Consider the following 25,321-nt stretch of genomic DNA (forward strand, 5'->3'; position numbering starts at 1 on the left):
AATCGCAAGGTCAGGGTAATTATTTGGCGGGTAATCGGGCAATTAACAAAGAAAAAACAAGCTACTAACAATCAGTATCCATAGCTAATTCATGGTTTTCGCTAAGAATTTTCTGACAAGTTATCGTGGATTTAGCCAGTTAAATATCGCATCGTAACCTGCTAAATTTGTGACATGACGCAAGCTGGGCAGCCCAATACGCTCAAGCCAAGCAGTGCTACTTATTTATTGAACAACAGAAATTATTAACATCAGGAATAATACATGACCAAAACTAACCTGATCACCGGTTTCCTAGGCAGTGGTAAAACCACCACTATTCGTCATTTACTGGCAAACAAACCTGAAGATGAACGCTGGGCCGTGCTGGTGAATGAATTCGGTGAAATTGGTATCGACGGCGCATTGCTGGCAGACAGCGGCGCGGTGTTGAAGGAGATCCCGGGGGGCTGCATGTGTTGTGTCAACGGGCTGCCAATGCAGGTTGGACTCAACATGCTCCTGCAACAGAGCAAACCCGACCGGCTACTTATTGAACCAACCGGCCTCGGTCATCCGAAACAGATTCTGTCATTGCTCACGCAAGACAGTTATGCCGGCTGGATTGATCTACAAGCCACCCTGTGTCTGTTGGATGCACGCCAACTCAGTGAGTCTCGCTACCGCGAAAATGAAAACTTCCGCGATCAACTGGCAGCCGCAGACATTATTCTGGCAAGCAAAAGTGATACTTATCAACCACAAGATCTGCTGGCCCTGCAGCAATGGACCGCGCAGGATCCCCGACAACGTCCGCTTTATCAGATCGCACAGGGCCAGGCAGATGTCGCCTTGCTCGACCAGCCTCGCACAAATCGCACAGAATTACCGGATGCACAGCATCATCATAGCCATGCCAAAACGCAGGGCTTGGCCGCATTGCGGTTGCCGGAAACGTCACGCTGGCGCAGAGCGCTCAACCAAGGTCAGGGTTTTACCAGCTGCGGCTGGATCTTTGATGCAGATACCGTATTCGATACCGTTGGCATCATGGAGTGGATACGCCTTGCCCCCGTTGAACGTGCCAAAGCTGTGGTACGCATTGCTGAAGGCACATTATTGATCAACCGTCAGGGACAAGATCTCAGTATCGAAACACGCCCAGTGGCACCACTGGACAGCCGAATTGAACTGATTCACAACGAGAATGCCGACTGGAACACGTTACAAGCCAAGCTGTTTACTATTCGTTTAAGTTGAGATCTTTACCGTTAGCACCCTTTTATTTTTAGACTTACAACAGGTTATGCCATGACTCGCCGCAATTTACCCTTCATCATCTTTTTCAATTTACTGGGCATTGCGCTGTTTCTGTCCTGGTACCTGCCGGCTAATCACGGTTTTTGGTTTACTGTGGACTCATCCATCTTCTTCTTTTTCAATCGCCATTTAGCCACTGACTCCGGCTTTTTGCATTTGGTGGCCATTACCAATAACCGTGCATTTGACGTGATGTCACTGCTCGCCATGGGTTTGCTGTATCTGGGTTTTTACCTGCAACAGAATGCCGCTGGGCGTCGCCGTTTATTGATCACCGGTGTTGTTATGCTTCTGACTGCCGTAGTGCTGAACCAGCTTGGGCATTTACTGCCGGTCAAACACCCTAGCCCGTCGCTCAGCTTCGAGAATATCAACCGCGTCAGTGAACTGACCGGGATTCCTACCAAAGACGCCTCCAGTGACAGCTTCCCTGGCGACCACGGTATGATGTTGATGATTTTTTCATGCTTCATGCTGCGCTACTTTAACTGCCGGGCATTTGTCGTCGCGTTGCTGATCACCGTGGTATTTTCATTGCCACGCGTGATGATTGGCGCCCACTGGTTTACAGATATCGCCGTCGGCTCACTGTCTGTCGTGTTGGTTGGCGCCAGCTGGTGTCTGATGACCCCGTTCAGTGATGTATTGATTCAGCGCCTGAACAATATGCTGCCCGGTAAGCACCGTCCGTCACAGCCATAATAAATCGTGATACCTCGCAGGAGGTCTGTCGGCCTCCTGATGATTTCCTCACCGTTTTCTGCTTATTTGCACATCATCGTGTTAACGCTTTCGCCGCCTGATTTCACGCAGAACCAGCACAACGAACAATTAGCGTTTTTAATATGAAGATTTACATTATGTTACATCACAAATTCATATAAAAAAGGGCTGAAAAAGGCTCGCAATCCCCAATTCGTTACGGTAATCTCGGATGCGTTTGTGCCTGGTTTAACTCAACTCAGCATCAAATCGATTAAAAATGTGCGTTCCAGCACGTTTTTAACGGTAAGCGATTGTCGAGAAAACAGCCGCAGATTAGTCTCGTTCCGTTTGGCATTTTTCAGGTAGCGACTTTTGTCGTTAAGGACTTCAAGGGAAAACAACAACAATGGTCAAATCTCAACCGTTTCTGAGATATTTTTTGCGGGTAGTACCTGCAATTGCCGCAGCGGTAATGCTCTCCGCGTGTAGCACGACTCACACTTCGAACTTGAATAACGCACAAACTGAGATGCGTGCAGTTAATGACAAAGATGGTCTTTTACTGCAAGCCTCTCAGGATGAATTCGAAGCAATGGTCCGTAACGTTGACGTTAAGTCAAAAATTATGGACCAGTATGCAGACTGGAAAGGCGTTCGCTACCGTTTAGGTGGTGAAACCAAGCGCGGCATCGATTGCTCAGCGTTTGTACAACGCACCTTCCGTGAACAGTTTGGTATGGATTTACCGCGTTCAACCTATGAACAGGAAGACGTCGGCAAGAAAATCTTGCGTACTAAACTGCGTCCTGGCGATCTGGTGCTGTTCCGCGCCGGCTCTACCGGACGCCACGTCGGCATCTATTTAGGTAACGATCAATTCGTTCATGCCTCTACCAGTAACGGCGTGATGATTTCAAAACTGAGCGATAACTACTGGGATAAACGTTATCGTGAAGGCCGCCGAGTGCTTACCCGCAGTTGACGGTACGAACCTGATTGTCCTGAATACCAAACGAGCGATAGAACGCTGCCTTCGGGCAGCGTTTTTTTTTGCCTTTCGTGACATCCAGACATAATTGCGCTATCAGCGATCGGTTCGATTGGCTTTCTTCCACCCTCCCCTTATTTATTTCGCGATATTATTTTCGGGAAACTACACCTCAGATGAAAAACTCACCTATTATCCTCAAATGGAGATAACGCCAGTAATGCGTTAGTGGGCTATATTGGCCGATTGTCATTCGCGAGATGTGCGATGAATAATGACTGTAAGACCACCATTGGGATATATTACGCAGTCACTCTATAACAAAAACAGATTGATACGCCGTGCTCAGGGGGCAGGTTTATGGGCTTGAAAAGGGCATTTGCACGCCATGTCTCGCACAGACGACGTAGCCTGGCTAAAAGCGGCATTGTAGCTCTGGTGTTCTTTATCCTGTTTATGGCTATTACGCTTTCTTTGATTAGCCACCAGCGTACGCAATATCAACGCGTGGTGGAGCAACGCACGCAAAAATTTACTCTTGAAACCTTTAATGAGTTAACGGAAATCATGCAGCAATTGTTGCCGTTAACCGAACGCTCCTGCGCAGCCAGCCAGCCGGATATTACCTATCAGGCAGCTTTCCATTCCGGCGTACGTACTTTTATGTTGGTAAAAAACGGCGTTGCCTATTGTTCTTCCGCTACTGGCGACATGACGCTGGCGCTGAAAAACATCTATCCAGAAATTAACCAACAACAACGACTGGATCTCAAACTGCAGCAAGGAACACCGTTAGTTCCGGGAAAACCCGCCGTCGCCGTTTGGTTGCGCCAACCGGGCCAGGAAGATACCGGTATACTGGCCACGCTGGATATAGGGCTAATGCCCCAACAAATGTTCAGTCCCAGCGCCGATCGAGCGACAGGTATTGCCATTATTCTCGGCGATCGCGCACTCACCAGTTTTAGTCCTAACCTGATGCCGATTAACCAACTGCCCAACGAGCAGGCCGACAGTATTTCCATCGCCGGCACGCCGATGACTATTTTGTTTTATAACCAAAAACTGACGCCCAACGATATCCGCCTGACCCTACTGGGAAGCCTGATCCTGTCTTTGATGATCGGCGTACTGTGCTACTACATGCTGTTGTTACGCCAAAGCCCGGAACGCGCCCTGATGCGCGGCATCAAACACAACGAGTTCTTTATCGAGTATCAGCCGGTATTTCATACCAAAACCGGTACCATTGGAGGGCTGGAAGCGCTGATCCGCTGGCAGCACCCAATCGAAGGACGCATCCCGCCAGACCTGTTTATCCCCTATGCCGAAAGCGAAGGGCTGATTGTACCGCTTACACGTCACCTGTTCCGCCTGATTGCCGAAGACGCTCCTAAGTTGGCAATAGCGCTGCCGCAAGGCTCGAAGCTCGGTTTGAACATCTCCCCTTCACACCTCAGTGCGCCGTCGTTCCATCATGATGTGTATGAACTGCTGGCCCAATTACCGGGAGACTATTTTACGCTGGTATTTGAAATTACCGAGCGCGGTATGGTGGAAGAAGACAGTGCACTGACAGAATTCGACTGGCTGCACCAGCAGGGTATCGAAATCGCCATCGATGATTTTGGAACCGGGCACAGCGCACTGATTTATCTGGAGCGATTTAGCATGGATTACTTGAAAATCGATCGCGGCTTCGTTAACTCGATCGGCCGGGATACAGTCACCGCGCCCGTTCTCGATGCAGTTATTTCACTGGCCAAAAAGCTGAAGATGCAAACCGTAGCGGAAGGGGTTGAAACGGCTGAACAGCTACACTTCCTGCAAGAACATGACGTTAACTTTATGCAGGGATATTATTACAGCAAACCCTTGAGCATCGATAATTTCGTGGCGTATTGCAATGCCCATACCGTATTTGATTATCAGGCACTCAAGGCTTGAGCTTCATTATTTCTTTACCCTGCGGCGTGGCAAAAAAGAGTCTACCGGCCGCAGGTTTAACTGACTTTACAGCAGGAGCTTACCGTTAAGATGTCCGTGCGCGTTTTTGCTGCCCTGGTGCTCTCAGCACTGAGTTTTGGCTTGCAGGCCGAAACCCTCAATGAAAGCTACGCTTTCGCCCAACTCGGTGAGCCGAAATATGCCACTGACTTCAGCCATTATGACTACGTCAACCCGGCAGCACCGAAGGGTGGCGACGTGCGCCTTGCAGCCATAGGTACCTATGATAATTTTAACCGCTATGCCCCACGCGGCGTGCCTGGCGAACGAACCGACGCCCTGTATGACACGCTGTTCACCACCTCAGACGACGAAATCGGCAGTTACTATCCGTTGATTGCCGAATCGGCCCGCTTCCCCGCGGATATGCGCTGGGTGGAGCTGGATATTAATGCCCGCGCCCGTTTTCACGACGGCACACCTATTACCGCCGCCGACGTAGCTTTCACGTTTAATAAATTTATGACCGAAGGCGTACCGCAATTTCGCGTGCTGTATAAGGGCATTACGGTCAAGGCCATCTCACGTCTGACAGTGCGTATAGAATTCCCCCAACCCGATAAAGACAAACTGCTCGGGCTGTTCAGCCTCCCTATTTTGCCGCAAAGTTTTTGGAAAGATCATAAACTGAATGAACCGCTGAACACGCCACCACTCAGCAGCGGTCCTTACAAGATTGCCAGCTATCGGCTCGGCCAATACATTACCTACCAACGCGTGCGCGATTACTGGGCCGCCAACCTGCCGGTCAACCGCGGCCGCTTTAACTTCGACAGCATTCGTTACGACTACTACCTCGACGACAAAGTCGCACTGGAAGCCTTCAAAGCCGGTGCCTATGACTTCCGTATCGAAGGCTCGCCAAAAAGCTGGGCGACGCAGTATCAGGGCGGCAATTTCGCCCGTAACTACATAATCAAACAAGACGAGACCAACCAGTCGGCGCAAAACACCCGCTGGTTGGCCTTCAATATGAGGCGACCGCTGTTCGCCGACCCTCGGGTGCGGGAAGCTCTCACGCTGGCCTTCGACTTCGACTGGATGAATAAGGCACTGTATTACAACGCCTATCAACGTACTAACAGCTACTTCCAAAACACCCCATACGCTGCCAATGGCTACCCAGACGCGGCCGAACTGGCACTGCTGGCACCGCTGAAGGGAAAAGTACCAGCGGAGGTGTTCACCAGTATTTACCAGCCACCGGCCTCTGACGGCAGCGGCAATGATCGCCAAAATCTGCTAAAGGCCACTCAACTCTTGAAGCAGGCCGGTTGGGAAGTGAAAAACCAACAATTGGTGAACAGCAAAACCGGCCAGCCGTTTACCTTTGAATTGATGTTACTGAGCGGTAGCAACTTCCAGTACGTATTACCGTTTCAGCACAATCTGAAAAGGTTGGGCATTGATATGCAGATCCGTGAGATCGACATTTCACAATTCACCAAACGCATGCGCGACGGTGATTTCGACATGATGCCAACGGTCTATCTGGCGATGCCGTTCCCCAGTACCAGCCTTAAACAACTTTGGGACTCCAAATACATTGATTCCAGTTGGAATACTGCCGGCGTCACCGATCCGGCAGTCGACAACCTGGTCAGACAGATCGCTGCACATCAGGGGGATGAAAAAGCCCTTCTGCCGCTTGGTCGTGCACTGGATCGGGTGTTGACCTGGAATAGGTATATGTTGCCAATGTGGTATTCCAATCATGATCGCTATGCTTACTGGGATAAGTTCTCCACTCCGCCAATCCGCCCGGCCTACGTGATTGGGTTCGACAACTGGTGGTTTGACGTTAACAAGGCGGCCCGTTTACCGGCCCAACAACAATAAGGAGTCTGCGATGGCGGCTTATCTGATTCGCAGACTGTTGCTGATTATCCCCACGTTATGGGCGATCATCACTATCAACTTCTTCATCGTGCAGATCGCCCCCGGCGGGCCCGTCGATCAAGCCATTGCCACTATTGAAATGGGTCAAAGCAGTGGCTTCGGCGGTGGTCGCGTGGGTGAAGGGTTGGGTCATTCACGCATCGGTGTCGGTAGTGCGACAGATAGCCAGTACCGCGGTTCACGCGGCTTGGATCCGGAAGTGATCGCCGAGATCACCAAACGTTATGGCTTCGACAAACCACTGCATGAGCGCTATTTCACCATGCTATGGAACTACATGCGCTTCGACTTTGGCGACAGCCTGTTTCGCGGCGCATCGGTAATGCAACTGATTGGCCATAGCTTGCCCGTTTCCATTACCCTGGGGTTATGGAGCACGCTGATTATCTATTTGGTGTCGATACCGCTGGGTATCCGCAAGGCCGTCAATAACGGCAGCGCCTTTGATACCTGGAGTAGCACCCTGATTATCATCGGTTATGCTATTCCTGCTTTCCTGTTCGCCATTCTGATGATTGTGCTGTTCGCTGGCGGCAGCTACCTCGATTGGTTCCCACTACGCGGTCTGGTCTCGAGCAACTTCGATGCCCTGCCGTGGTACAGCAAAATAACCGATTACCTGTGGCATATTACGCTGCCGGTGCTGGCGACAGTGATTGGCGGTTTCGCCACCCTCACTATGCTTACCAAGAATTCATTTCTCGATGAAATCCGCAAACAATACGTGGTGACCGCTCGCGCCAAGGGGCTCGACGAGAAAAAAATCCTTTACCGCCATGTGTTCCGTAACGCGATGCTGCTGGTTATCGCAGGCTTCCCAGCGACCTTTGTCAGCATGTTCTTCACCGGTTCACTGTTGATCGAGGTGATGTTTTCGCTCAATGGACTGGGGCTGCTGGGTTACGACGCTACCCTGCAACGGGATTATCCCGTGATGTTCGGCACGTTGTATATCTTCACCCTGATTGGCTTGCTCTTGAATATCCTTAGCGACATCACCTATACCCTGGTCGATCCGCGCATTGATTTCGAGGCCCGCCAATGAGCCGCTTAAGCCCGATCAATCAGGCCCGTTGGGCACGTTTTCGCAGCAATCGTCGTGGCTACTGGTCACTGTGGATTTTTTTAGTGCTGTTTACTCTCAGCTTAGGCGCTAACCTGATCGCCAACGACAGGCCACTGCTCGTCCGTTACGAAGGCCGTTTGTACCTGCCGTTCATCATTGACTACAGCGAGACCACTTTCGGCGGAGAGCTGCATACCACAACCGATTACCAGGATCCGTTCGTAAAGCAACAGATCGAAAAGCACGGATGGGCCGTTTGGCCACCGATTCGCTTCAGTTACGACACCATTAACTTCGCCACCGATGTGCCCTTCCCTTCAGCCCCTTCACGCCATAATCTGTTAGGTACCGACAGCAACGGCAGTGACGTGCTGGCCCGCGTACTGTATGGCTTTCGTATCTCAATGCTGTTCGGGCTGGCGCTAACGCTATTCTCAAGCGTGATTGGCGTCTGTGTGGGCGCGATGCAAGGCTATTACGGCGGCCGCTTTGATCTATGGGGCCAACGCTTTATTGAGGTGTGGTCGGGCATGCCGACGCTGTTTTTGATCATCCTGCTGTCGAGTATCGTACAGCCCAATTTCTGGTGGCTGCTCGGTATTACCATTTTGTTTGGCTGGATGAGCCTGGTGGGTGTGGTGCGCGCCGAATTCCTGCGCACCCGTAACTACGATTACATCCGTGCCGCTCGTGCCATGGGGGTACAGGACAGAGTCATTATGTATCGCCATATGCTGCCTAATGCAATGGTGGCTATGCTGACCTTTTTACCCTTTATCCTGTGCGGTTCTATCACTACCCTAACCTCACTCGATTTCCTCGGCTTCGGTCTGCCAATCGGATCACCCTCATTGGGTGAGCTGTTGCTGCAAGGAAAGAACAATCTTCAGGCACCGTGGCTCGGCATCACCGCATTCCTGGTGCTGGCAGTATTGCTGTCTCTCCTCATTTTTATCGGCGAAGCGGTTCGCGACGCCTTTGACCCCAGCAAGGCGCATTGATATGGCTAGCCCTCCTCTGCTTTCAATTCAGGATCTCAGTGTTGCTTTCCGTCAGGGAGACCAACTGAATCCGGTGGTCAACGGCATTTCGTTGCAGATAGAAAAAGCAGAAACGCTGGCGCTGGTGGGTGAGTCCGGCTCGGGTAAAAGCGTCACTGCACTATCAGTACTGCGCCTGTTGCCGTCACCTCCTGTGGTTTATACCGGCGGTGATATCCAGTTTAATGGCGCTTCGTTACTGCACGCGCCAGAGGCCGAACTACGCAAAGTTCGCGGTAACCAGATTTCGATGGTTTTCCAGGAACCGATGGTGTCGCTCAATCCATTGCACACTATTGAGAAACAACTGACGGAAGTGTTGGCACTGCATCGCGGTATGCGACGCGACGTTGCGCGTGGCGAGATTATCCAGTGCCTGGATCGCGTAGGTATCCGCAACGCCAAAGGCCGGTTAAAAGATTACCCGCATCAACTTTCCGGCGGTGAACGCCAACGAGTGATGATTGCCATGGCGGTGTTAACCCAACCCAAACTGCTGATTGCCGATGAACCCACTACCGCGCTCGATGTGACCATTCAGGCACAGATCCTGTCGCTGCTGAAAGAGCTCAAGCAAGAGATGGGCATGGGGCTACTGTTTATCACCCACAACCTGAATATTGTGCGCCGCCTGGCGGACAATGTGGCCGTGATGCGCCATGGCCGTTGCGTCGAGCAGAACAGTCGGTCCAGGCTGTTCTGCAACCCACAACACCCTTATACCCAGCAGTTGTTGGCGGCAGAAGATATCGGCATGCCATTACCGCTGCCGGCAGATGCCGCGCCACTGTTGAAGGTGGAAAATCTGCAAGTCAGCTTCCCGATCAAGCGCGGACTGTTACGCCGCACGGTTGGCCACAATTACGCGCTGAAAGGGCTGAGTTTTGAATTAAAGAAAGGGGAAAGTATCGGACTGGTGGGCGAATCTGGTTCAGGGAAAAGCACCACAGGGTTGGCGTTACTGCGTCTACTAAACGCTGGCGGTATGATGTGGTTTAACGGTCAGCCATTGCACCAGTTCAGCATGAAGCAAATGCTGCCGTACCGCAGCCAAATGCAGATTGTGTTCCAGGATCCTTATTCCGCACTCAATCCACGGCTGAATGTGCTGCAAATCATTGCCGAAGGGTTAGAGGTACACCAGAAATTAAACGCCGAACAGCGAGAGCAAAGGGTGATCGACGTGTTGCAGGAGGTCGGGCTGGATCCTGCCCTACGTCACCGTTACCCAACTGAGTTTTCTGGTGGTCAGCGCCAACGCATCGCCATCGCACGTGCACTGATTTTACAGCCACAGTTACTGATCCTGGATGAACCGACCTCGTCGCTGGACAAATCAGTACAGGCACAAATCCTGACGCTGCTGAAATCACTGCAGCAACGCCACCAACTGGCCTATCTGTTTATCAGTCATGATTTGCAGGTGGTGCGTTCGCTGTGCCATCAAGTGATTGTGCTGCGGCAGGGAGAAGTGGTCGAACAAGGTGACTGTCAGACGATCTTTAATTCGCCCGCCGCCGCGTATACGCAACAACTGCTACAGTTGGCGGACTAGCGACGGGATCAGAAAGGGTATTGGGCGCTCATAGGTTCAGCAATCGCAGCGCCTACATTTTTTAAGCGACACATGGTGGCGCTTTCGTCACAGCGCTGCACGAACAGGCAAGGCTCCCCTTCCCACTCCACAACGGCGCAGTCCACCTGAATCTCTTGCAACGACACATTAAGCTGTTGCATAACATGCCAAGCGTCAGCGCCTTCATGGCTGAGTAATTTCAGGCCAATCAGGTTGTTATCTTCGTCTATTCCGCTGAGCGGAATTGGTTCAACCTTGACGCCGGTAAAACCTGATAGCCAACGATAACTTTGCGGCAAACGATGCACTACCGAAAGTTGGATACTTTCCACATGAAATCCCTAGTTTGAAAAGGTGAAACACTTTTTACCTGACAGGGTTACTAAGTTATAGCCGTTGACTACCGACTCTGCTGCGTACAAATGTTATTTAAATGTAAATTCGTCACAGCTAGTTAACTTAGCCCTGCGCGTGCTGATGTCATACTGTTTTCATGCGCCGTGCGGTGTCGTTTCACGGCATTTTGCGACTCAGCTCGCATTTTTGCGTTATATGTAACCCTTTCCTGTCGCAATCACAACTCTTTTTTCTTGCAATGCGGCTACTTTTTGCCCTTCATAATTTTACATTGCGGAAACATTTAACCTCGAGCCGCAGAAAGTCTCGACGATATAACTCATTGATTATCATTATCGTTAAAACAAATTAAGCGCTATCCCCAGGTAAAACATAACGCGTTACACCCCGTGGTTATCCGGTGTAGAACAAGCCTTATTTTTAACAAAAAAAACACAGCATACTCGCGCACATTTAGTTAGCACGCTGATGCTTAGCAGCCATGACTTTTCTATCATTAGATATCTGAGGGGGAGAGAACGGAAAGTTTACCCCAATCAAGACCCCATTTGCGGGGACCCTGAGTGGGGCATAATCACACTACGGGGTAGCAGGCGAGGCTTTATGCCGTGGTCGGCTGGCATACAGATAGAACAGGACAGCAACGATACTGCACAACGCCATGGAAGAAACCATCGGCCATGCGCTCTTGCCTGGTGCCATAGCCAGTACCGCCCCCACTAACGCACCGATACTGAAACGTAACGTCCCAGCCAATGAAGAGGCCGTACCCGCCATATGCGGAAAATCATCCAGGATCACCGCCATGGCGTTTGATGAGATCATAGCGATACAGCCCAGATAAACTGCAACGCCAATGACCAGCGCCCAGAAGCCCAATCCCACAGCGCTCACCGCCAACAACCATAACCCCATTGCCAACTGAACAAACAACCCTAAGCGGAACATCTTGACCGCCCCCAGTCGCCTTACATTGCGGCTGTTGACCAGCGTTGTCAGGAACAAAAATACAATGTTCAGTGCAAAATAGTAGCCAAAGTGCTGCGGTGAAACGTTATTCAGTTCGATATACACAAACGGCCCGGCACTGAGAAACGAAAACATACCAGCGAATGAGAAGGCGCTGGCAAGCATATAGCTCAACACACGCTTGTGGCGGAACAAGGAGCCGAAGTTGCCTAACGTAGTACGCAAATGGAATTTCTGTCGCCGCTCTTTAGGCAATGTTTCCTTGATAAAGAACGCGACCAACAGCGAGCCGATCAGCGCTGCCGCGCCCATCGTCCAGAAAATCGCATGCCAGCTGAACCACAACAACAACGCACCACCGATCATCGGTGCAAGAAGTGGGGCAATGGTCATCACCAGAATGACAAACGACATCATGCGCGAGAACTCATCTTTGGTGAACATATCGCGCATCAGGGCATTAATCACCACGCTGGCCGCTGCGGCTGACAGCCCATGCAGGAAACGCAGGTTGATCAGTTGATCAATCGATTGCGCCATTGCACAAGCACCACCTGCAATGGCGAAGATCAACGTTCCCCACAGGATCACCGGCTTGCGGCCAATGCTGTCCGACATCGGCCCATAGAACAGCTGCCCCAAAGCAAAGCCGAGCATATAGGCGCTGAGCGTCATCTGCACGCTGCCCGACTCGACGCCGAACTGTTTAGCAATCACCGGCATACTGGGCAGGTACATGTCGATAGCCAACGGCATCAACATGGACAGCAGGCCCAGAATAAAAATCAAACCGAGGTGAGATGACCGGTTCTGTAGCACGTTCGACGACTCCTTCATCAGCCGTAGTGTGTGGTTATCCCTTCAATCATTCCCGTTGCATTGAGGCGACCACCAGGAACATCCCCGGTCACATATACGTCGTACGTGACTGGGGAAAGCGCAGGCAACCAACAAAAATGCAGCGTGAACGATGATGGGTATAAATTAATCTTGCAGGTGCGGTGCACCAACGCTGGCAATTTCTTCTTCGGTCAGTGGACGGTATTCGCCCTCTGCCAGATCTTCATCCATCACGATGGCACCGATACGTTCACGATGCAGTTCGAGAACTCGGTTACCGACCGCTGCAAACATACGTTTCACCTGGTGATAACGCCCTTCGCTGATGGTCAAACGCACCAGTTTGTCTTCAATTTTTTCCAGTTGCGCAGGTCGTGTCAGATCTTTTTCGTTATGCAGTTGCACACCGTCGGCAAATTGTTGCGCAGTATCTTCCGCCAGTGGATGTTCCAGCGTCACCAAATAGGTTTTCTCACAATGATGCTTCGGTGAGGTAATACGGTGTGACCATTGACCGTCGTCGGTCATCAGCACCAAACCCGTGGTATCAATGTCCAGGCGGCCAGCAGCATGAAGCTTGTAGGCAACCGGCTCATCGAGAAAATACAGCACCGTCGGGTGATCGGGATCGTCAGTAGAACAGACGTAACCCTGTGGTTTGTTCAGCATAAAGTAACGTGGGCCGTTCTGACGCTGCAGTGGATTACCGTCAAACGCCACTTCCTGCTCCGGCGTTAGCTTAAGTGCGCCGCTCTTCACCACTTCACCATCCACGGTGACGCGTTTTGCCCGAAGTTCACGCGCTACCAGCGCGCGGCTAACACCTAACTGCTGAGATAAAAACTTGTCCAGTCGCATTGAATCTGCTTTGCCTGTCGTTGTTATGATCGCATTGATCGTATTGCTAAAATATGACACCCGCAGTTGCACCAAGTGCAACAGGGCAGGATCGAAGGGGGGGAAACAGCGATTACTGTCACACGAGTATAGCGGCGGAAACGGCACCCTGACAGAGCTAATTTCCACATGTCTCGCACCACAAGCGCTCAGAAGGCATAATATAGAAATTATTTAGCCGTCAGGGGAGTAAAATGTCACTGTTTTTTTGGGTTCAGATGTTACAAAACCTGTTCCTGACGGCACCCATCAATTCAAGGCGTTAATTTATGGCCTTTACTTTACGCCCTTACCAGTTGGAAGCCGTCGAAGCCACCATCAAACATTTCCGCCAACATCCGCAGCCCGCACTGATCGTGCTGCCCACCGGCGCGGGCAAAAGCCTGGTGATAGCCGAGCTGGCAAAACGCGCTCGCGGCCGCGTATTGGTGCTGGCCCATGTAAAGGAGCTTGTGGCACAAAACCACGCTAAATACTGCGCCTATGGGCTGGACGCAGATATCTTTGCTGCCGGATTACAGCAAAAAGACAGTGCCGGTAAGGTGGTATTCGGCAGCGTGCAGTCGGTGGCGCGTAACTTGCCGCTGTTCGACGGCGCCTTTTCCCTGCTGATTATCGACGAATGCCACCGCATCAGCGACGATGACGACAGCCAATACCAACAGATTATCCAGCATCTGCAAAAAACCAATCCGCAGTTACGCCTGCTGGGCCTGACAGCGACCCCTTACCGACTGGGGAAAGGCTGGATTTATCAGTACCACTATCATGGCTTTACCCGCGGCGATGCCAGCAGCCTGTTTCGCGACTGCATTTATGAGTTGCCGCTGCGTTATATGATCAAAAATGGCTATTTGGTCCCGCCGGAACGCCTGGATATGCCTATTGTACAGTATGATTTCAGCCGTCTGGAGGCCAGAAGCAACGGATTGTTCAGTGAGGTTGACCTGAACCGTGAGCTCAAACAGCAAAATCGTATCACGCCACACATCATCAGCCAGATCGTTGAATATGCTGAAACCCGCAAGGGAGTGATGATTTTTGCTTCCACCGTTGAACATGCACGTGAAATCTACGGCTTACTGCCACCTGGCGAAGCGGCACTGGTCAGCGCCGAAACCCCTGCCGCTGAGCGTGATGCACTGATTGAGGCGTTCAAACAGCAGCAATTACGCTACCTGGTCAATGTCGCGGTGTTAACCACTGGCTTTGATGCGCCGCACGTCGATCTGATTGCCATTCTTCGCCCGACTGAATCAGTCAGCCTGTATCAGCAAATTGTCGGTCGTGGGCTGCGGTTGTCGCCCGGCAAAGAAGATTGTCTGATCCTCGATTACGCGGGTAATCCGCACGACCTGTTCACGCCGGAAGTCGGTGTCAGTAAGCCACGCAGTGACAGCCAACCGGTACAGGTGTTTTGTCCCGGTTGCGGTTTCGCCAACCTATTTTGGGGTAAATGTACCGAGAGTGGCGATATCATCGAACACTACGGACGCCGTTGCCAAGGCTGGCTGGAAGACGATGAAGGTCATCGCGAACAATGCGATTATCGTTTCCGCTTCAAAATTTGCCCGCATTGCGGCGCAGAAAACGACATTGCGGCCCGCCGCTGCCATCAGTGCCAGGAAGTGTTAGTCGATCCCGACGATATGCTAAAGGCAGCATTGAAATTAAAAGATGCCCTGGTACTGCGTTGTGGTGGTATGGAATTACAAAGTGGTCGCGATGAAAAAGGCGAGTGGTTGAAGGCCACCTATTACGACGAAGAAGGTACCAGCACCAGTGAACGCTTCCGGTTACAGACACCGGCGCAGCGTAAAGCCTTCGAGATGCTGTTTTTACGCCCTCACCAGCGCGCACCGGGGGTGCCATTCAGTTGGCAAACGGCTGCCGACGTACTGACTCAGCAAGCGCTACTACGCCATCCAGATTTCGTTGTGGCACGCAAGCGCGGGCAATTCTGGCAGGTGAGGGAAAAAGTGTTCGATTATCAAGGCCGCTTCCGCCGTGCCAATGAACTGTACTGATGTTGGCGGCAGGCACATTGGGTAGGTTTCCATTGCCCTGTGGCTGGCTTTCCGTTAAAATGCCGCCCGCTTTGCCTGGGTTCGCCCGGCGCTAAAGCAGGTTATACCTTATGCATTACAGGCTAGGGTCTGGAAGGCAGCGGGTAAATCGAACTTGCTACTGGGTCGCCTGTAGCAGGGTAAATTTTCTTTTAAGAGAAAAAACAATGTTCACTATTAAAGTAGAAGTACGTAAAGACCAGGGTAAGGGTGCGAGCCGCCGCCTGCGTGTTGCCAACAAATTCCCAGCTATCGTTTACGGTGGCGAAGAAGCTCCAGTTTCCATCGAACTGGACCATGATTCTGTTAAGAACATGGAATCCAAACCAGAATTCTACAGCGAAGCAGTAACTCTGGTTATCGACGGTAAAGAAACCAAAGTGAAAGTTCAGGCTGTACAGCGTCACCCGTTCAAGCCGAAACTGGCTCACATCGACTTCCGTCGCGTTTAATCGCAACGAAATCGAACCTTTCGGGACGCCGAAGTAGAAAACGCCGCAATTGCGGCGTTTTTTATTGTCTGCGATCTGGTGTAGTTACTTGTTGCCGCTGTTAAATCGACGTTGCAACTGATCGCGCAGGTTCGGCGGAGTGCCTTTAATCGTCAATGTGTCAGTCGCTGCATCCCAGAAAACGCGTTCACCCAACAGCATGGCGTCAAAGTTCATGCTGATACCGCCACCGCTGCCAGCAAATTTGGTCAACTGGCGCAGCGTACCGCGATCGGCAGGGAAGCTGTCTTCCAACTGATAGCCCTGCTCGCTGGAGAACTGCAAAAAATCCTTTTCGCCTACCGGCGCGATCTCTTTTGACAGTTCTTGCAGTTCAATCTCTTCACCCGCCTGCAACTGTTCATTGCAATAGCTGTAAACCTGCTGGCGAACCGACTGACGTTCGTTCTTATCCAACTGCGCGTCGGCACAATAATCATCAACGGCCTGCAGTAAGCCCCGGTTTTGGGCCTTGGTGTCCAACCCTTCAGACGCCGCCAGGAAATCCATGAAGAAATCGGATACCTTACGCCCCACGCGCCCTTTCAGGAAGGTCAGATAGCGGGTCGACTCTGGATTGGTTTCCCATTCGGTCAGATCGATACGCGCCACGATATCGGCATGGTTGATATCGAGATAATGCGTGGTGTTGATATCCAGCTCTTCATTAACACGCGAACTGTTGCGACTGTTCAGCACCGCGATCAGCAAGTATTCCACCGCCAGGTAACGGTACTGACCGAACAGCACTACGCCACCTTCAGCAAACGGATACTTGGCCAATTCATCGCGCAGGCGCCCCGTCGCTGCTCGGCTGAACGCCAGAAAATCCTTATCTTCCTTACGGCAGGTACGCAGCGCATCCGCCAGCTCACTGCCTTCATTGAACAGGCCATAGGCCTTGCTCTTGGCACTGTAGACACGGTGCAGCTCTTCCATCATCTCTTCCACCGCCGCATTGGTGGGAAGCAGAGAATCGCGTAGCACCACGTCCAGCGTTTGTTCGTCGCGTTTGACCAACTGGTGCAGAGCGATCTGGTCGATATCCAGACTCATGGTAAATCCTCCTGTTCTTTAGCCGCGTATTCAAACACTGAAGTCCCTGCCCTGCAACTTTAAAGACCAGCGAGAAAGTGAAATTCAAAGGGCAATTCCCAAGGTTGTTGGCACGACCATAGGACGGGTAATGTGGGAGTCCTGATGTACGAATGCCGGTTCGTTGATGTGAGAATGAGCCTGAAAGGCGCAGATTTGAGCGCGGCTTGCAGGGCAAGCTCTCTCAGAGAGTGCGATGAATCCAGAACAGCCAGCGTTGCTGTTGCATCAAGTATGAAGGGGATCGATAAAAGAGCGGAAAATCACTGCCCTATACGGTAAGATATGGGACTTTGTCAGGCTACGAAGCGCAATTTTATGCCACAATCATCCCGTTACAGTGACGAACACGTTGAACAGCTGCTCTCTGAGCTGGTTAATGTTCTGGAAAAACACCATACTCCCACCGATCTATCTCTGATGGTGCTGGGCAACATGGTAACTAATCTGATCAACACCAGTGTTGCTCCCGCGCAGCGGAAAACATTGGCAAGATCGTTTGCAGAAGCTCTGCAGGCTTCTATTCGTGAAGATAAAGCGCATTAATAAATACTTATGGTGACAAACCGTCAGCGTTATCGTGAAAAAGTCTCCCAGATGATTAGCTGGGGGCACTGGTTCGCCTTATTCAATATTCTGCTCGCCCTCGGGTTGGGCAGCCGCTACCTGTTTGTCACCGACTGGCCCTCTTCCCTGCTGGGTCGGGTTTATGCCCTGGTCAGCTTACTGGGGCATTTCAGCTTTATCGTTTTCGCCGGCTACCTGTTGGTGATATTCCCGCTCACCTTTGTGGTGATGTCGCAACGGTTGCTGCGGTTTATTTCCGCCGCGCTGGCCACTACCGGGCTCACATTACTGCTGGTAGATAGTGAAGTGTTTACGCACTTCCACCTTCACCTTAATCCCGTCGTATGGGAACTGGTGATCAACCCTGATCAGAGTGAGTTGGCGCGTGACTGGCAGCTGATGTTTATCTGCGTGCCCGTTATATTCCTGGTGGAGATGTTGTTTGGTACCTGGAGCTGGCAAAAGCTGCGCAGCCTAAACCGTCAACGTTTCGGCAAGCCGCTGGCCGTGCTGTTCATCAGCGCCTTTTTTGCATCGCACCTGATTTATATCTGGGCTGACGCCAATTTCTATCGCCCGATCACCATGCAACGAGCCAATCTGCCGCTGTCATACCCAATGACTGCGCGTAAATTCCTTGAGAAACACGGGCTGCTCGATTCGCAAGAATATGAGCGCCGGTTGGTACAACAAGGGAATCCAGAGGCCGTTGCGGTTGAATATCCACTTAGTGACCTGAGCTATAGCGACAAAGGCAGTGGTTATAACCTGCTGATGATCGTGGTTGATGGCGTACGGGAACAGGATATGAAGCAGGATATGCCTGCCCTTACGCGTTTCGCGCAGGAAAATGTCCGTTTCAGTGATCATTACAGTTCAGGTAATCATGCTGATACCGGTCTGTTTGGCCTGTTCTACGGCATTTCACCGACCTATCTGGACAGCATTCTCGCTTCACGCAAACCGTCAGCGCTGGTTAGTGCGCTCAGCGCCCAGGGCTATCAGTTTGGTTTGTTCTCATCTGATGGCTTCAATGCCAGCCTTTACCGGCAGGCACTGCTGACAGACTTCTCACTGCCAGCACCGACCAAACAAAACGATTCGGTCACAACGCAGCAATGGCAAAACTGGCTGGCCGACCAGAGCGGTAATGGCCCATGGTTCTCTTACATCAATTTCCGCGGTGCTGAACCCGCAGCCGATGAGAAAACCCCTGCCCCCGCTGATTTTATTCAGCGCTACCGCACTGGCGCGCAAGATGTGGATGCACAAATTGCACAGGTAATCAGCACGCTGAAAGAACGCGGCATGCTGGATAAAACCGTTGTCGTGATTACGGCAGAACACGGCGTTGAATTTAATGATACCGGTAAGGGCAACTGGGGGGCTGGTAGCAGTTTCAACCAGCAGCAATTGCAAGTGCCGTTGATAATCCATTGGCCAGGTACCCCGGCGCAGACCATCAATAAACTGACCGGTCATAACGACGTGATGCGCACACTGATGCAACGCTTGCTGCACGTGAAAACAGCCCCTAATGACTATTCTCAAGGGGAAGACCTGTTTACCGCACAGCGCAGGAACAACTGGATTGCCACGGGCGATAACAATCTGTTAGTTATCACCACACCAACACAAACCCTGGTGCTGGACAACAATGGCACCTACCGTGCATACGATAAGAACGACAAAGAGATAAAAGACGAGAAACCACAACTCGCCCTGCTGTTGCAGGTGTTGACCGACGTGAAGCGTTTTATCGCCAACTAATTGCTTAAAATACAATCAGTCAGGCGTGAGTAGTCTTGCTTTGGCGTTCGGAAAGGGTAGTATAATTTTCCATAGTATCGGCATGTAGCGCAGCCTGGTAGCGCACCGTCATGGGGTGTCGGGGGTCGGAGGTTCGAATCCTCTCATGCCGACCAAATTTGAACACCTGCGTTGAAAGGATAAGAACCTCCGAAGGAGGTTTGAACCGAGTGCAGCGAGATCACGTTGCTTTAGCAACAGCCCGTAGGGCAAGCATCGAAGATGCGCGTAATCCTCTCATGCCGACCAAATTGAAAAACCTGCTAAAAAGCAGGTTTTTTTATGCCTGCAAATCGCTCTTCGTGCACAGGATAAAATTATCTATTTTCCCTTGCCAAGACCGCATCGCCAAGCCAATATACTGTATATTAAATCAGTGTTGTAGGTAAGTTATGTTTGTAGAATTGGTGTTTGACAAGCGCAACGTTGATGGACTGCCAAATGCGGCAGAAATTATCCGCCTCGAGCTGGAAAAACGAGTTCATACGCTGTTTCCAGATGCAGAAGTCCGGGTAAAACCAATGCAGGCCAACGGGTTAAATTCAGATGCCAGCAAAAGTGATCGTGAGAAGCTGAACCGGATGTTAGAAGAGATGTTTGATGAATCGGATCAGTGGCTGGTTACTGATATTTGATAGAGACAGGCCGTTTTCGAGGAAATTAAGAGTAACTTGTACCATAAACACCTCGAATAAGCTGAGTTGGTAGCTAGCTGTTCACTAAAAATGAGATTGGGAAAGATGATTATGCGCCAGCACTGTCTATCAGACACAAACAGTGCCAGCAGCATTTTCAGATAGGAATTAGTAGTAAAGCAAAGCAGTCGATACGTTGCCAAATTTCAACTAATCAACGTCCAGAACATTGTCAACGTATGCACCGCCGTTAACGCTAAAACTCATTTGCAAGTTCAACCATCCAGCAATATGCCATCGGAAACTGAAAGGGCTGGCATTTTAAGGCGCAGATCTATCCAGCGACCATCCGGAATATCCATTGGCTCACCGGCCACTATCGCCGCTGTATCAACATCAAAGCGGCGTTTACTGACCTTCACATAGATTGTGCCGTCTTTGCCGGCGCTGGTTTCAACAAAGCATAGGCGGTTACCGTTAACGTCCTGGGGGACCTCGATAGTCCAGCCCTCTACCGCCAGCCCCAGCGAACCGGTGATCTGGTACACGCCGGTGGAAACTCGCTCTGCACCAACCCCACTTGCTTCGCCGTTGACGGCCACACAGCCAACTGGCGTGAAACCGCCATCCAGGTAATCAGCCTGCATTTTTTCTACCGCGCAGGACAGCCTGGCTATCGGCGAGGCCTTTTTGATAAAACCGTTACTGTCGACCGTAGTGTTAGCTTCCGACCACATCCAGACCCATGGTGAAAATGTGGATCCGCTCCAGCTTCGCACCGCGATTTTACCCACCTGAGATGAATTAACGCCATAGCCGTAACAGGTCTGTACCGTTCGATAACTATCGTCGGTCCCCGCCTGCGTGACAGCCCACGAACGTGTATCGAGGAAGTAGGTGCCGGTATCCTTGAACGGATTGCCAATCGGATCTGTGGCAACATAACTCCGTCGGCTTTGCATTTGTGCGTTAAAGTTACCTTTAACCGCCGCCGTGACGCCTTTACTCAATCCCCAGTCTTTGAGGTTTGAGATGTCTGCGACCGTAGGTTGATCGGCAGTGCTAAATAATCGAGACCAAGTGATGGCCGATGGCAGCACATTATTTGAAGTACCCACCCAAGCCTGTCGCAATGCCGAGATGGCGAAATACGAACATGATGGCCCGCCATCCACCGGCAGTGTTAATAATCCCCCAGACACGTTGCCCGGCCGATTAGCCGTCGCAGCCGTGTAGCGTTGAATCGAGGATTTATTGTCTTTCGAAAATGCATCAACCACATGAATTGGGCCTGTACCAAAACCAGCAAGCGCTGATTGAGCAACGGTGGCATAATCAGGTAATGCCAAACCTTGCGAAAACGATACGCCGGTACGAATATCAATTTTCATCACCCCGACCGGATCCGTCGATTGTTTTTCCGCTCGGTGTTCCCAACGCAGACCCGCCGCATTGGCATAAGTGATTTGCTCAACGGTGTACCAGCAGTTGATGGTAAAGGCGTTAACTTTCACATAAATATCGTAGTTATCACGGCTAGATTCAATAATCTGAATATCTGAAATCGTCGTTCCGGTATCGTTGATAAAAATGCCGCCAATGCGATTGACCTTATTTGTTGTATCACTGGCGCTAAGATTACCCGTTCTTAGCATTAATCGTGACAAGCCTGAATTATAAGTGAACCCGTTAAAGCCGCTTGAACCATAAAAATCAATCGCAATACCAACGCCATTTTGCCCTGCATTTTTAAAACGCCCAAGCAGGAACCATACAGCAACATTGGTATTGTTTTCCGGGAATTTGAATCGTGCATTATCAAAGGCAATTGCTACCTGAACGGCACTCTTTGCCGCATTCTGTTCACTGACTTTCGCCGCCACAGCGGATGAAGACGCTTTGCTAGCAGATGCTGCCGCTTCTATACGTAGGCGATCGACGGTTTGCACAATCTCTGGCGTGATGTCGATTTCACCCGGGCGCCCCAAGAAATCATTGAGCGTGCCTGGCAATGAATCGTTATAAACCTCAATGGTGCCTACCCGATCAGGCTGTGCACCGTAAACCGAGATGATAACATCATAGGCGCCCGGTTCTACGGACAGGGAGTATTTACCGCTTGCATCCGTCACCGACTGAGATTTTGCCAGACTCAATACCGTTGACGAAGTTTTTACTGCGCGCATCGTAATGGTTACGCCGGAGCGAGGGTCACCATACGGCCCCTTTAACACACCGCTGATTAATGTCATTTCAATTTCTCCATTATTTTTTCGATTAACTCGTCCTGACGTTCTATTCTGTCCAGAGCCTGATTAAGCGCTGTCAGAGCCACATACCCCAGTGTTGAATAATCGACAGATTTTACTCGATTAATAGTTTCCCCGTTTTGCAACTGTAAAGAACCGCCTTCAGCAACTACCTGTGGCAATTTCTCTTCAATCTCTTGTGCTACCCCACCGATAAATGGTTTGCCATCGCGCTTGCCGGTATAAAGCTTAAGCCCGCGAATGAGTGCTATAGGGTCTTTTATTTCTTCTACTTCAGTTTTAATTCTACGATCTGAGCCGGTAACCCAATTTCCGGTTAGGTTATTCATGTCACCATTATTTTGCAGACGGACTTCATGCCACCTTCCAGCCCAGTCCTGAAAAGAAATAAACCCATAATCGGTGACATTTAACTCTTGCCGCAATGACATTGTCATTTGCTTAACAACACCCTGGGCCTTAATCTGCGATGTAATTGCTGGCCCTTGAACTGTTCCTGAATTACTTGTGAATGTATTTGTCGCAGTAATTGACGTAGAATAGTTATCTGCAGGGCTCAATTGCACTGCACTTTTGAGTAACATGTAGTCATCAAACGTGACCGATTTCCTAAACCTCGCATAGCCACCGACATCAAGATTTGCCTCTTGCCCTGTAATAAGGGAACCTTGTAAAGATAGCGCACCTTTTATTTCCTGGGCAGTAGTAACAGTCTTGTCTAATTTATCATTAAGCGAATTCGTAATATTACTCCAAGCCTGACCGGTATAGGTGCCTCCATCTGGCAGTTTGACGGTAATATTTCCCGCACCCCTGAATATCTGCTGCCAGTTGTCTTTATCGTAATTCATACCACGCATGGCCTTGGCCGTCTCAGCTGCCAACTGGGCAGTAATGACGTTCATCGCATCGCGTGGCACGGCATACCAAGCTGCAATGGCCTGCGTTGGCCCGTCATAAGCTTTGACTAATACCACCTGTGTGGCGTTATCTACAGCTTTCACTGGCAGTGTATAGGTGATACCGCCGACAACGCTCACAATCATATCGCCGGGTTTTAACTCGGTATTGAACGCCGTGTCAGCGCCTTTCACTATTGCAGAGTTATTTGTTAGGGTTAGAGTGCCTGTAGGCATGATGCTCTCCTGAACTTTGGAAATAAAAAAACCGGCACGGTGGCCTAGTGTTATAACCTTGTTGTTCTACTGTTGAAATTAAGCATGAAATGATTGCTTCGCTAATTTTTCATTCACTTTTTTCTCCAACTTCAAAAAATGAATAAATAGTAAATAGCAATTCACCATGTGATATTTTATTAAATTAAATTCGACTACATAACGGAATGATTATGATACTTCAAACCAATTCTAATCCATCGATAATTTCACATTTCAAGTACTATGTATTAAGTCTGCAGATAGCGAGGTTATCGCATTGAAAATGGTTGTCAGAAATTTATTTTACTTCCTGCCGTATGAGTACAAAACATCTCATCTTAATGCCTTGTAACCTTTGAATTCTAAGATATGATAAATTTTTCCACATTCCTGCATAACTTTATGCTAAAGCAAGAATCCGCAAGCGCTCAAGCTCTTTAAATTATCGCCATCCACTCTCGAAAAAAATCTGAGTGCCGCATTTTTAATTACCTCTCTCTCCATGATTCTCCGGTTCTTCACTTGATTATCTACAGAGCTGCTGAATATATATTTAGGTTATTTATTACTCTTACATTTCAAGTCATCTCTGAATCACTAATGTAGCATACAATATGTATAAACCCTGAAAGGCTAAAATTAAAAATCATTTCCAGGCAATTAATTTAATTTTCCATAGCATTAGATATCAAAACATACATTAAATTATAATCTCTCGCTTAATTTTCAGCTTTGAATTTAAGTTAACTTTCAAAAAAAATTGTATTACTCTAGATTAGGAAGTATTGCATATGGAATTCTCAAGCCATACGGTCGCATTGTTTCCTTCCAGGAATTCTGATGTTTACTTATCCATTGACATGATAACGCACCACCGATAAATTGGAAGAAAAGCCCGCTATATCCAGTAACCTCTCCATCGTAGGAGATATTTCCCGGCGCATTACTTGCCAGTAACCATGTATTTACACCAATTCCCTGAGTGTATGCATTATTATCCAGATCAAAATTTTTTGGAATGTCAAAGAATCCAATAATGCGTGGAATTTTCGCTGAGTGTACGACGGACCAAACTAGCTCACCCTCTGCATTAAATACATCTCTATAACCACTTTCAACAGGCATATCACTACGTGTTCTCGCCATTCTCCCGGCATTCACAGTCATCAGGTCTGTATCGCCGAAAATCATTTTTGCACCACTGTTTGGCTTAAACCATCGAAGGCTTTCATTTATAGGGAAACGATTTGATACATATCCCATATCTGAACTATTACCTATAGTTGTTGATATTTGATAAAAACCAACATCTGAGATGCCACCATATATCATGCTATCTTGATAATAGGTACCCTTATTGTTTGAATCAATCATAAGAGCACCATGTTCATTCCAATACTGAAATCCGCTCACCATTCCTCCTTAAAGGAAACTGAACACATCTATAGTTACCGTTACTGTCTGATTAAAGCTGGGATCTATGCAGTACAGCCGCATACCGCCATCGTAGGCACGAGTCATATAACGGTCCGGGGGATGGGAAGCATTGCTAGTTGATATAATAACGCCGAATGAACCACTTTCAATT

At 49.9% G+C, this 25,321-nt stretch carries 20 protein-coding genes, 1 tRNA gene and 1 other RNA gene; 15 read left to right on the top strand and 7 right to left on the bottom strand.

Going from position 1 to position 25,321, the window contains the following annotated elements:
* Nucleotides 1–264: 264 nt before the first annotated feature.
* From SGBXF1_RS16285 to yejF, 8 genes are all read left to right on the top strand, one after another.
* Nucleotides 265–1,239, top strand: a complete 975-nt coding sequence (locus SGBXF1_RS16285) for a CobW family GTP-binding protein (RefSeq protein WP_186427186.1) — start codon at nt 265–267, stop codon at nt 1,237–1,239.
* Between the two features lie 51 nt (nt 1,240–1,290).
* On the top strand, nt 1,291–2,001 hold the full coding sequence (locus SGBXF1_RS16290) for a phosphatase PAP2 family protein (protein ID WP_037426771.1): 711 nt from the start codon (nt 1,291–1,293) through the stop codon (nt 1,999–2,001).
* 409 nt (nt 2,002–2,410) lie between these two features.
* Nucleotides 2,411–2,986, top strand: a complete 576-nt coding sequence (gene mepS, locus SGBXF1_RS16295; protein WP_037426774.1) for a bifunctional murein DD-endopeptidase/murein LD-carboxypeptidase — start codon at nt 2,411–2,413, stop codon at nt 2,984–2,986.
* Nucleotides 2,987–3,352: 366 nt separating this feature from the next.
* Nucleotides 3,353–4,939: a cyclic di-GMP phosphodiesterase gene (locus tag SGBXF1_RS16300; RefSeq protein ID WP_186427187.1), complete on the top strand. Its 1,587-nt coding sequence runs from the start codon at nt 3,353–3,355 to the stop codon at nt 4,937–4,939.
* Between the two features lie 90 nt (nt 4,940–5,029).
* On the top strand, nt 5,030–6,838 hold the full coding sequence (locus SGBXF1_RS16305; protein WP_186427188.1) for an extracellular solute-binding protein: 1,809 nt from the start codon (nt 5,030–5,032) through the stop codon (nt 6,836–6,838).
* 10 nt (nt 6,839–6,848) lie between these two features.
* Nucleotides 6,849–7,943: a microcin C ABC transporter permease YejB gene (locus SGBXF1_RS16310; protein ID WP_061807980.1), complete on the top strand. Its 1,095-nt coding sequence runs from the start codon at nt 6,849–6,851 to the stop codon at nt 7,941–7,943.
* The gene (locus SGBXF1_RS16315; protein ID WP_186427189.1) at nt 7,940–8,965 is read left to right on the top strand and encodes an ABC transporter permease; all 1,026 of its coding nucleotides are present in this window, start codon (nt 7,940–7,942) and stop codon (nt 8,963–8,965) included. The genes SGBXF1_RS16310 and SGBXF1_RS16315 overlap by 4 nt, the downstream gene beginning before the upstream one ends.
* A 1-nt stretch (nt 8,966) precedes the next feature.
* The gene (gene yejF / locus SGBXF1_RS16320) at nt 8,967–10,559 is read left to right on the top strand and encodes a microcin C ABC transporter ATP-binding protein YejF (RefSeq protein WP_186427190.1); all 1,593 of its coding nucleotides are present in this window, start codon (nt 8,967–8,969) and stop codon (nt 10,557–10,559) included.
* Nucleotides 10,560–10,567: 8 nt separating this feature from the next.
* Here the strand turns inward: yejF and SGBXF1_RS16325 are convergent, their stop codons facing one another.
* The 3 genes from SGBXF1_RS16325 to rsuA form a co-directional block, all read right to left on the bottom strand.
* Complete coding sequence (locus SGBXF1_RS16325) at nt 10,568–10,912, bottom strand: YejG family protein (protein ID WP_037420856.1); 345 nt, start codon at nt 10,910–10,912, stop codon at nt 10,568–10,570.
* Between the two features lie 604 nt (nt 10,913–11,516).
* Nucleotides 11,517–12,725 carry a Bcr/CflA family multidrug efflux MFS transporter gene (locus SGBXF1_RS16330; protein WP_037420858.1) on the bottom strand — a complete coding sequence of 403 codons (1,209 nt, stop codon included), beginning with the start codon at nt 12,723–12,725 and terminating at the stop codon, nt 11,517–11,519.
* Between the two features lie 165 nt (nt 12,726–12,890).
* Nucleotides 12,891–13,604: a 16S rRNA pseudouridine(516) synthase RsuA gene (gene rsuA, locus SGBXF1_RS16335; protein WP_130381450.1), complete on the bottom strand. Its 714-nt coding sequence runs from the start codon at nt 13,602–13,604 to the stop codon at nt 12,891–12,893.
* Between the two features lie 308 nt (nt 13,605–13,912).
* On the opposite strand from rsuA, the gene radD reads away from it, so the two are divergent.
* Together radD and rplY are read left to right on the top strand one after the other, a co-directional pair.
* Nucleotides 13,913–15,670 carry a DNA repair helicase RadD gene (radD, locus tag SGBXF1_RS16340; RefSeq protein WP_186427191.1) on the top strand — a complete coding sequence of 586 codons (1,758 nt, stop codon included), beginning with the start codon at nt 13,913–13,915 and terminating at the stop codon, nt 15,668–15,670.
* Between the two features lie 206 nt (nt 15,671–15,876).
* Nucleotides 15,877–16,161, top strand: a complete 285-nt coding sequence (gene rplY, locus SGBXF1_RS16345; protein WP_037420864.1) for a 50S ribosomal protein L25 — start codon at nt 15,877–15,879, stop codon at nt 16,159–16,161.
* An 84-nt stretch (nt 16,162–16,245) separates the two neighbouring features.
* On the opposite strand, the gene yejK is transcribed toward rplY, so the two are convergent.
* Entirely contained in the window at nt 16,246–17,256 is a 1,011-nt protein-coding gene (yejK, locus tag SGBXF1_RS16350; protein ID WP_037420866.1) for a nucleoid-associated protein YejK, read from the bottom strand.
* A 357-nt stretch (nt 17,257–17,613) separates the two neighbouring features.
* Here yejK and SGBXF1_RS16355 point away from each other — a divergent pair, with 357 nt between their 5' ends.
* From SGBXF1_RS16355 to SGBXF1_RS16375, 5 genes are all read left to right on the top strand, one after another.
* A complete protein-coding gene (locus tag SGBXF1_RS16355; protein WP_006317912.1) occupies nt 17,614–17,841 on the top strand; it encodes a YejL family protein in 228 nt (75 codons plus the stop codon).
* Between the two features lie 9 nt (nt 17,842–17,850).
* Entirely contained in the window at nt 17,851–19,632 is a 1,782-nt protein-coding gene (yejM, locus tag SGBXF1_RS16360; protein WP_037420869.1) for an LPS biosynthesis-modulating metalloenzyme YejM, read from the top strand.
* Between the two features lie 78 nt (nt 19,633–19,710).
* Nucleotides 19,711–19,787, top strand: a tRNA-Pro gene (locus SGBXF1_RS16365).
* A 3-nt stretch (nt 19,788–19,790) separates the two neighbouring features.
* A non-coding RNA gene (locus SGBXF1_RS16370) (RtT sRNA) lies at nt 19,791–19,920 on the top strand.
* A 143-nt stretch (nt 19,921–20,063) separates the two neighbouring features.
* The gene (locus SGBXF1_RS16375; RefSeq protein WP_037420871.1) at nt 20,064–20,306 is read left to right on the top strand and encodes a DinI family protein; all 243 of its coding nucleotides are present in this window, start codon (nt 20,064–20,066) and stop codon (nt 20,304–20,306) included.
* A 275-nt stretch (nt 20,307–20,581) separates the two neighbouring features.
* Here the strand turns inward: SGBXF1_RS16375 and SGBXF1_RS16380 are convergent, their stop codons facing one another.
* The 3 genes from SGBXF1_RS16380 to SGBXF1_RS16390 all read right to left on the bottom strand — a co-directional run bounded on the left by SGBXF1_RS16380 (nt 20,582) and on the right by SGBXF1_RS16390 (nt 25,146).
* Nucleotides 20,582–22,558, bottom strand: coding sequence for a phage tail fiber protein (locus SGBXF1_RS16380; protein ID WP_186427192.1), 1,977 nt, complete (start codon nt 22,556–22,558; stop codon nt 20,582–20,584).
* Complete coding sequence (locus SGBXF1_RS16385) at nt 22,555–23,712, bottom strand: tail fiber domain-containing protein (RefSeq protein ID WP_186427193.1); 1,158 nt, start codon at nt 23,710–23,712, stop codon at nt 22,555–22,557. The genes SGBXF1_RS16380 and SGBXF1_RS16385 overlap by 4 nt, the downstream gene beginning before the upstream one ends.
* Nucleotides 23,713–24,498: 786 nt before the next feature.
* Nucleotides 24,499–25,146: a hypothetical protein gene (locus SGBXF1_RS16390; RefSeq protein ID WP_186428525.1), complete on the bottom strand. Its 648-nt coding sequence runs from the start codon at nt 25,144–25,146 to the stop codon at nt 24,499–24,501.
* Between the last annotated feature and the right edge of the window lie 175 nt (nt 25,147–25,321).

Origin of the sequence: Serratia grimesii (genome assembly GCF_900186025.1) — a bacterium.
GTDB classification, from domain to species: domain Bacteria; phylum Pseudomonadota; class Gammaproteobacteria; order Enterobacterales; family Enterobacteriaceae; genus Serratia; species Serratia grimesii.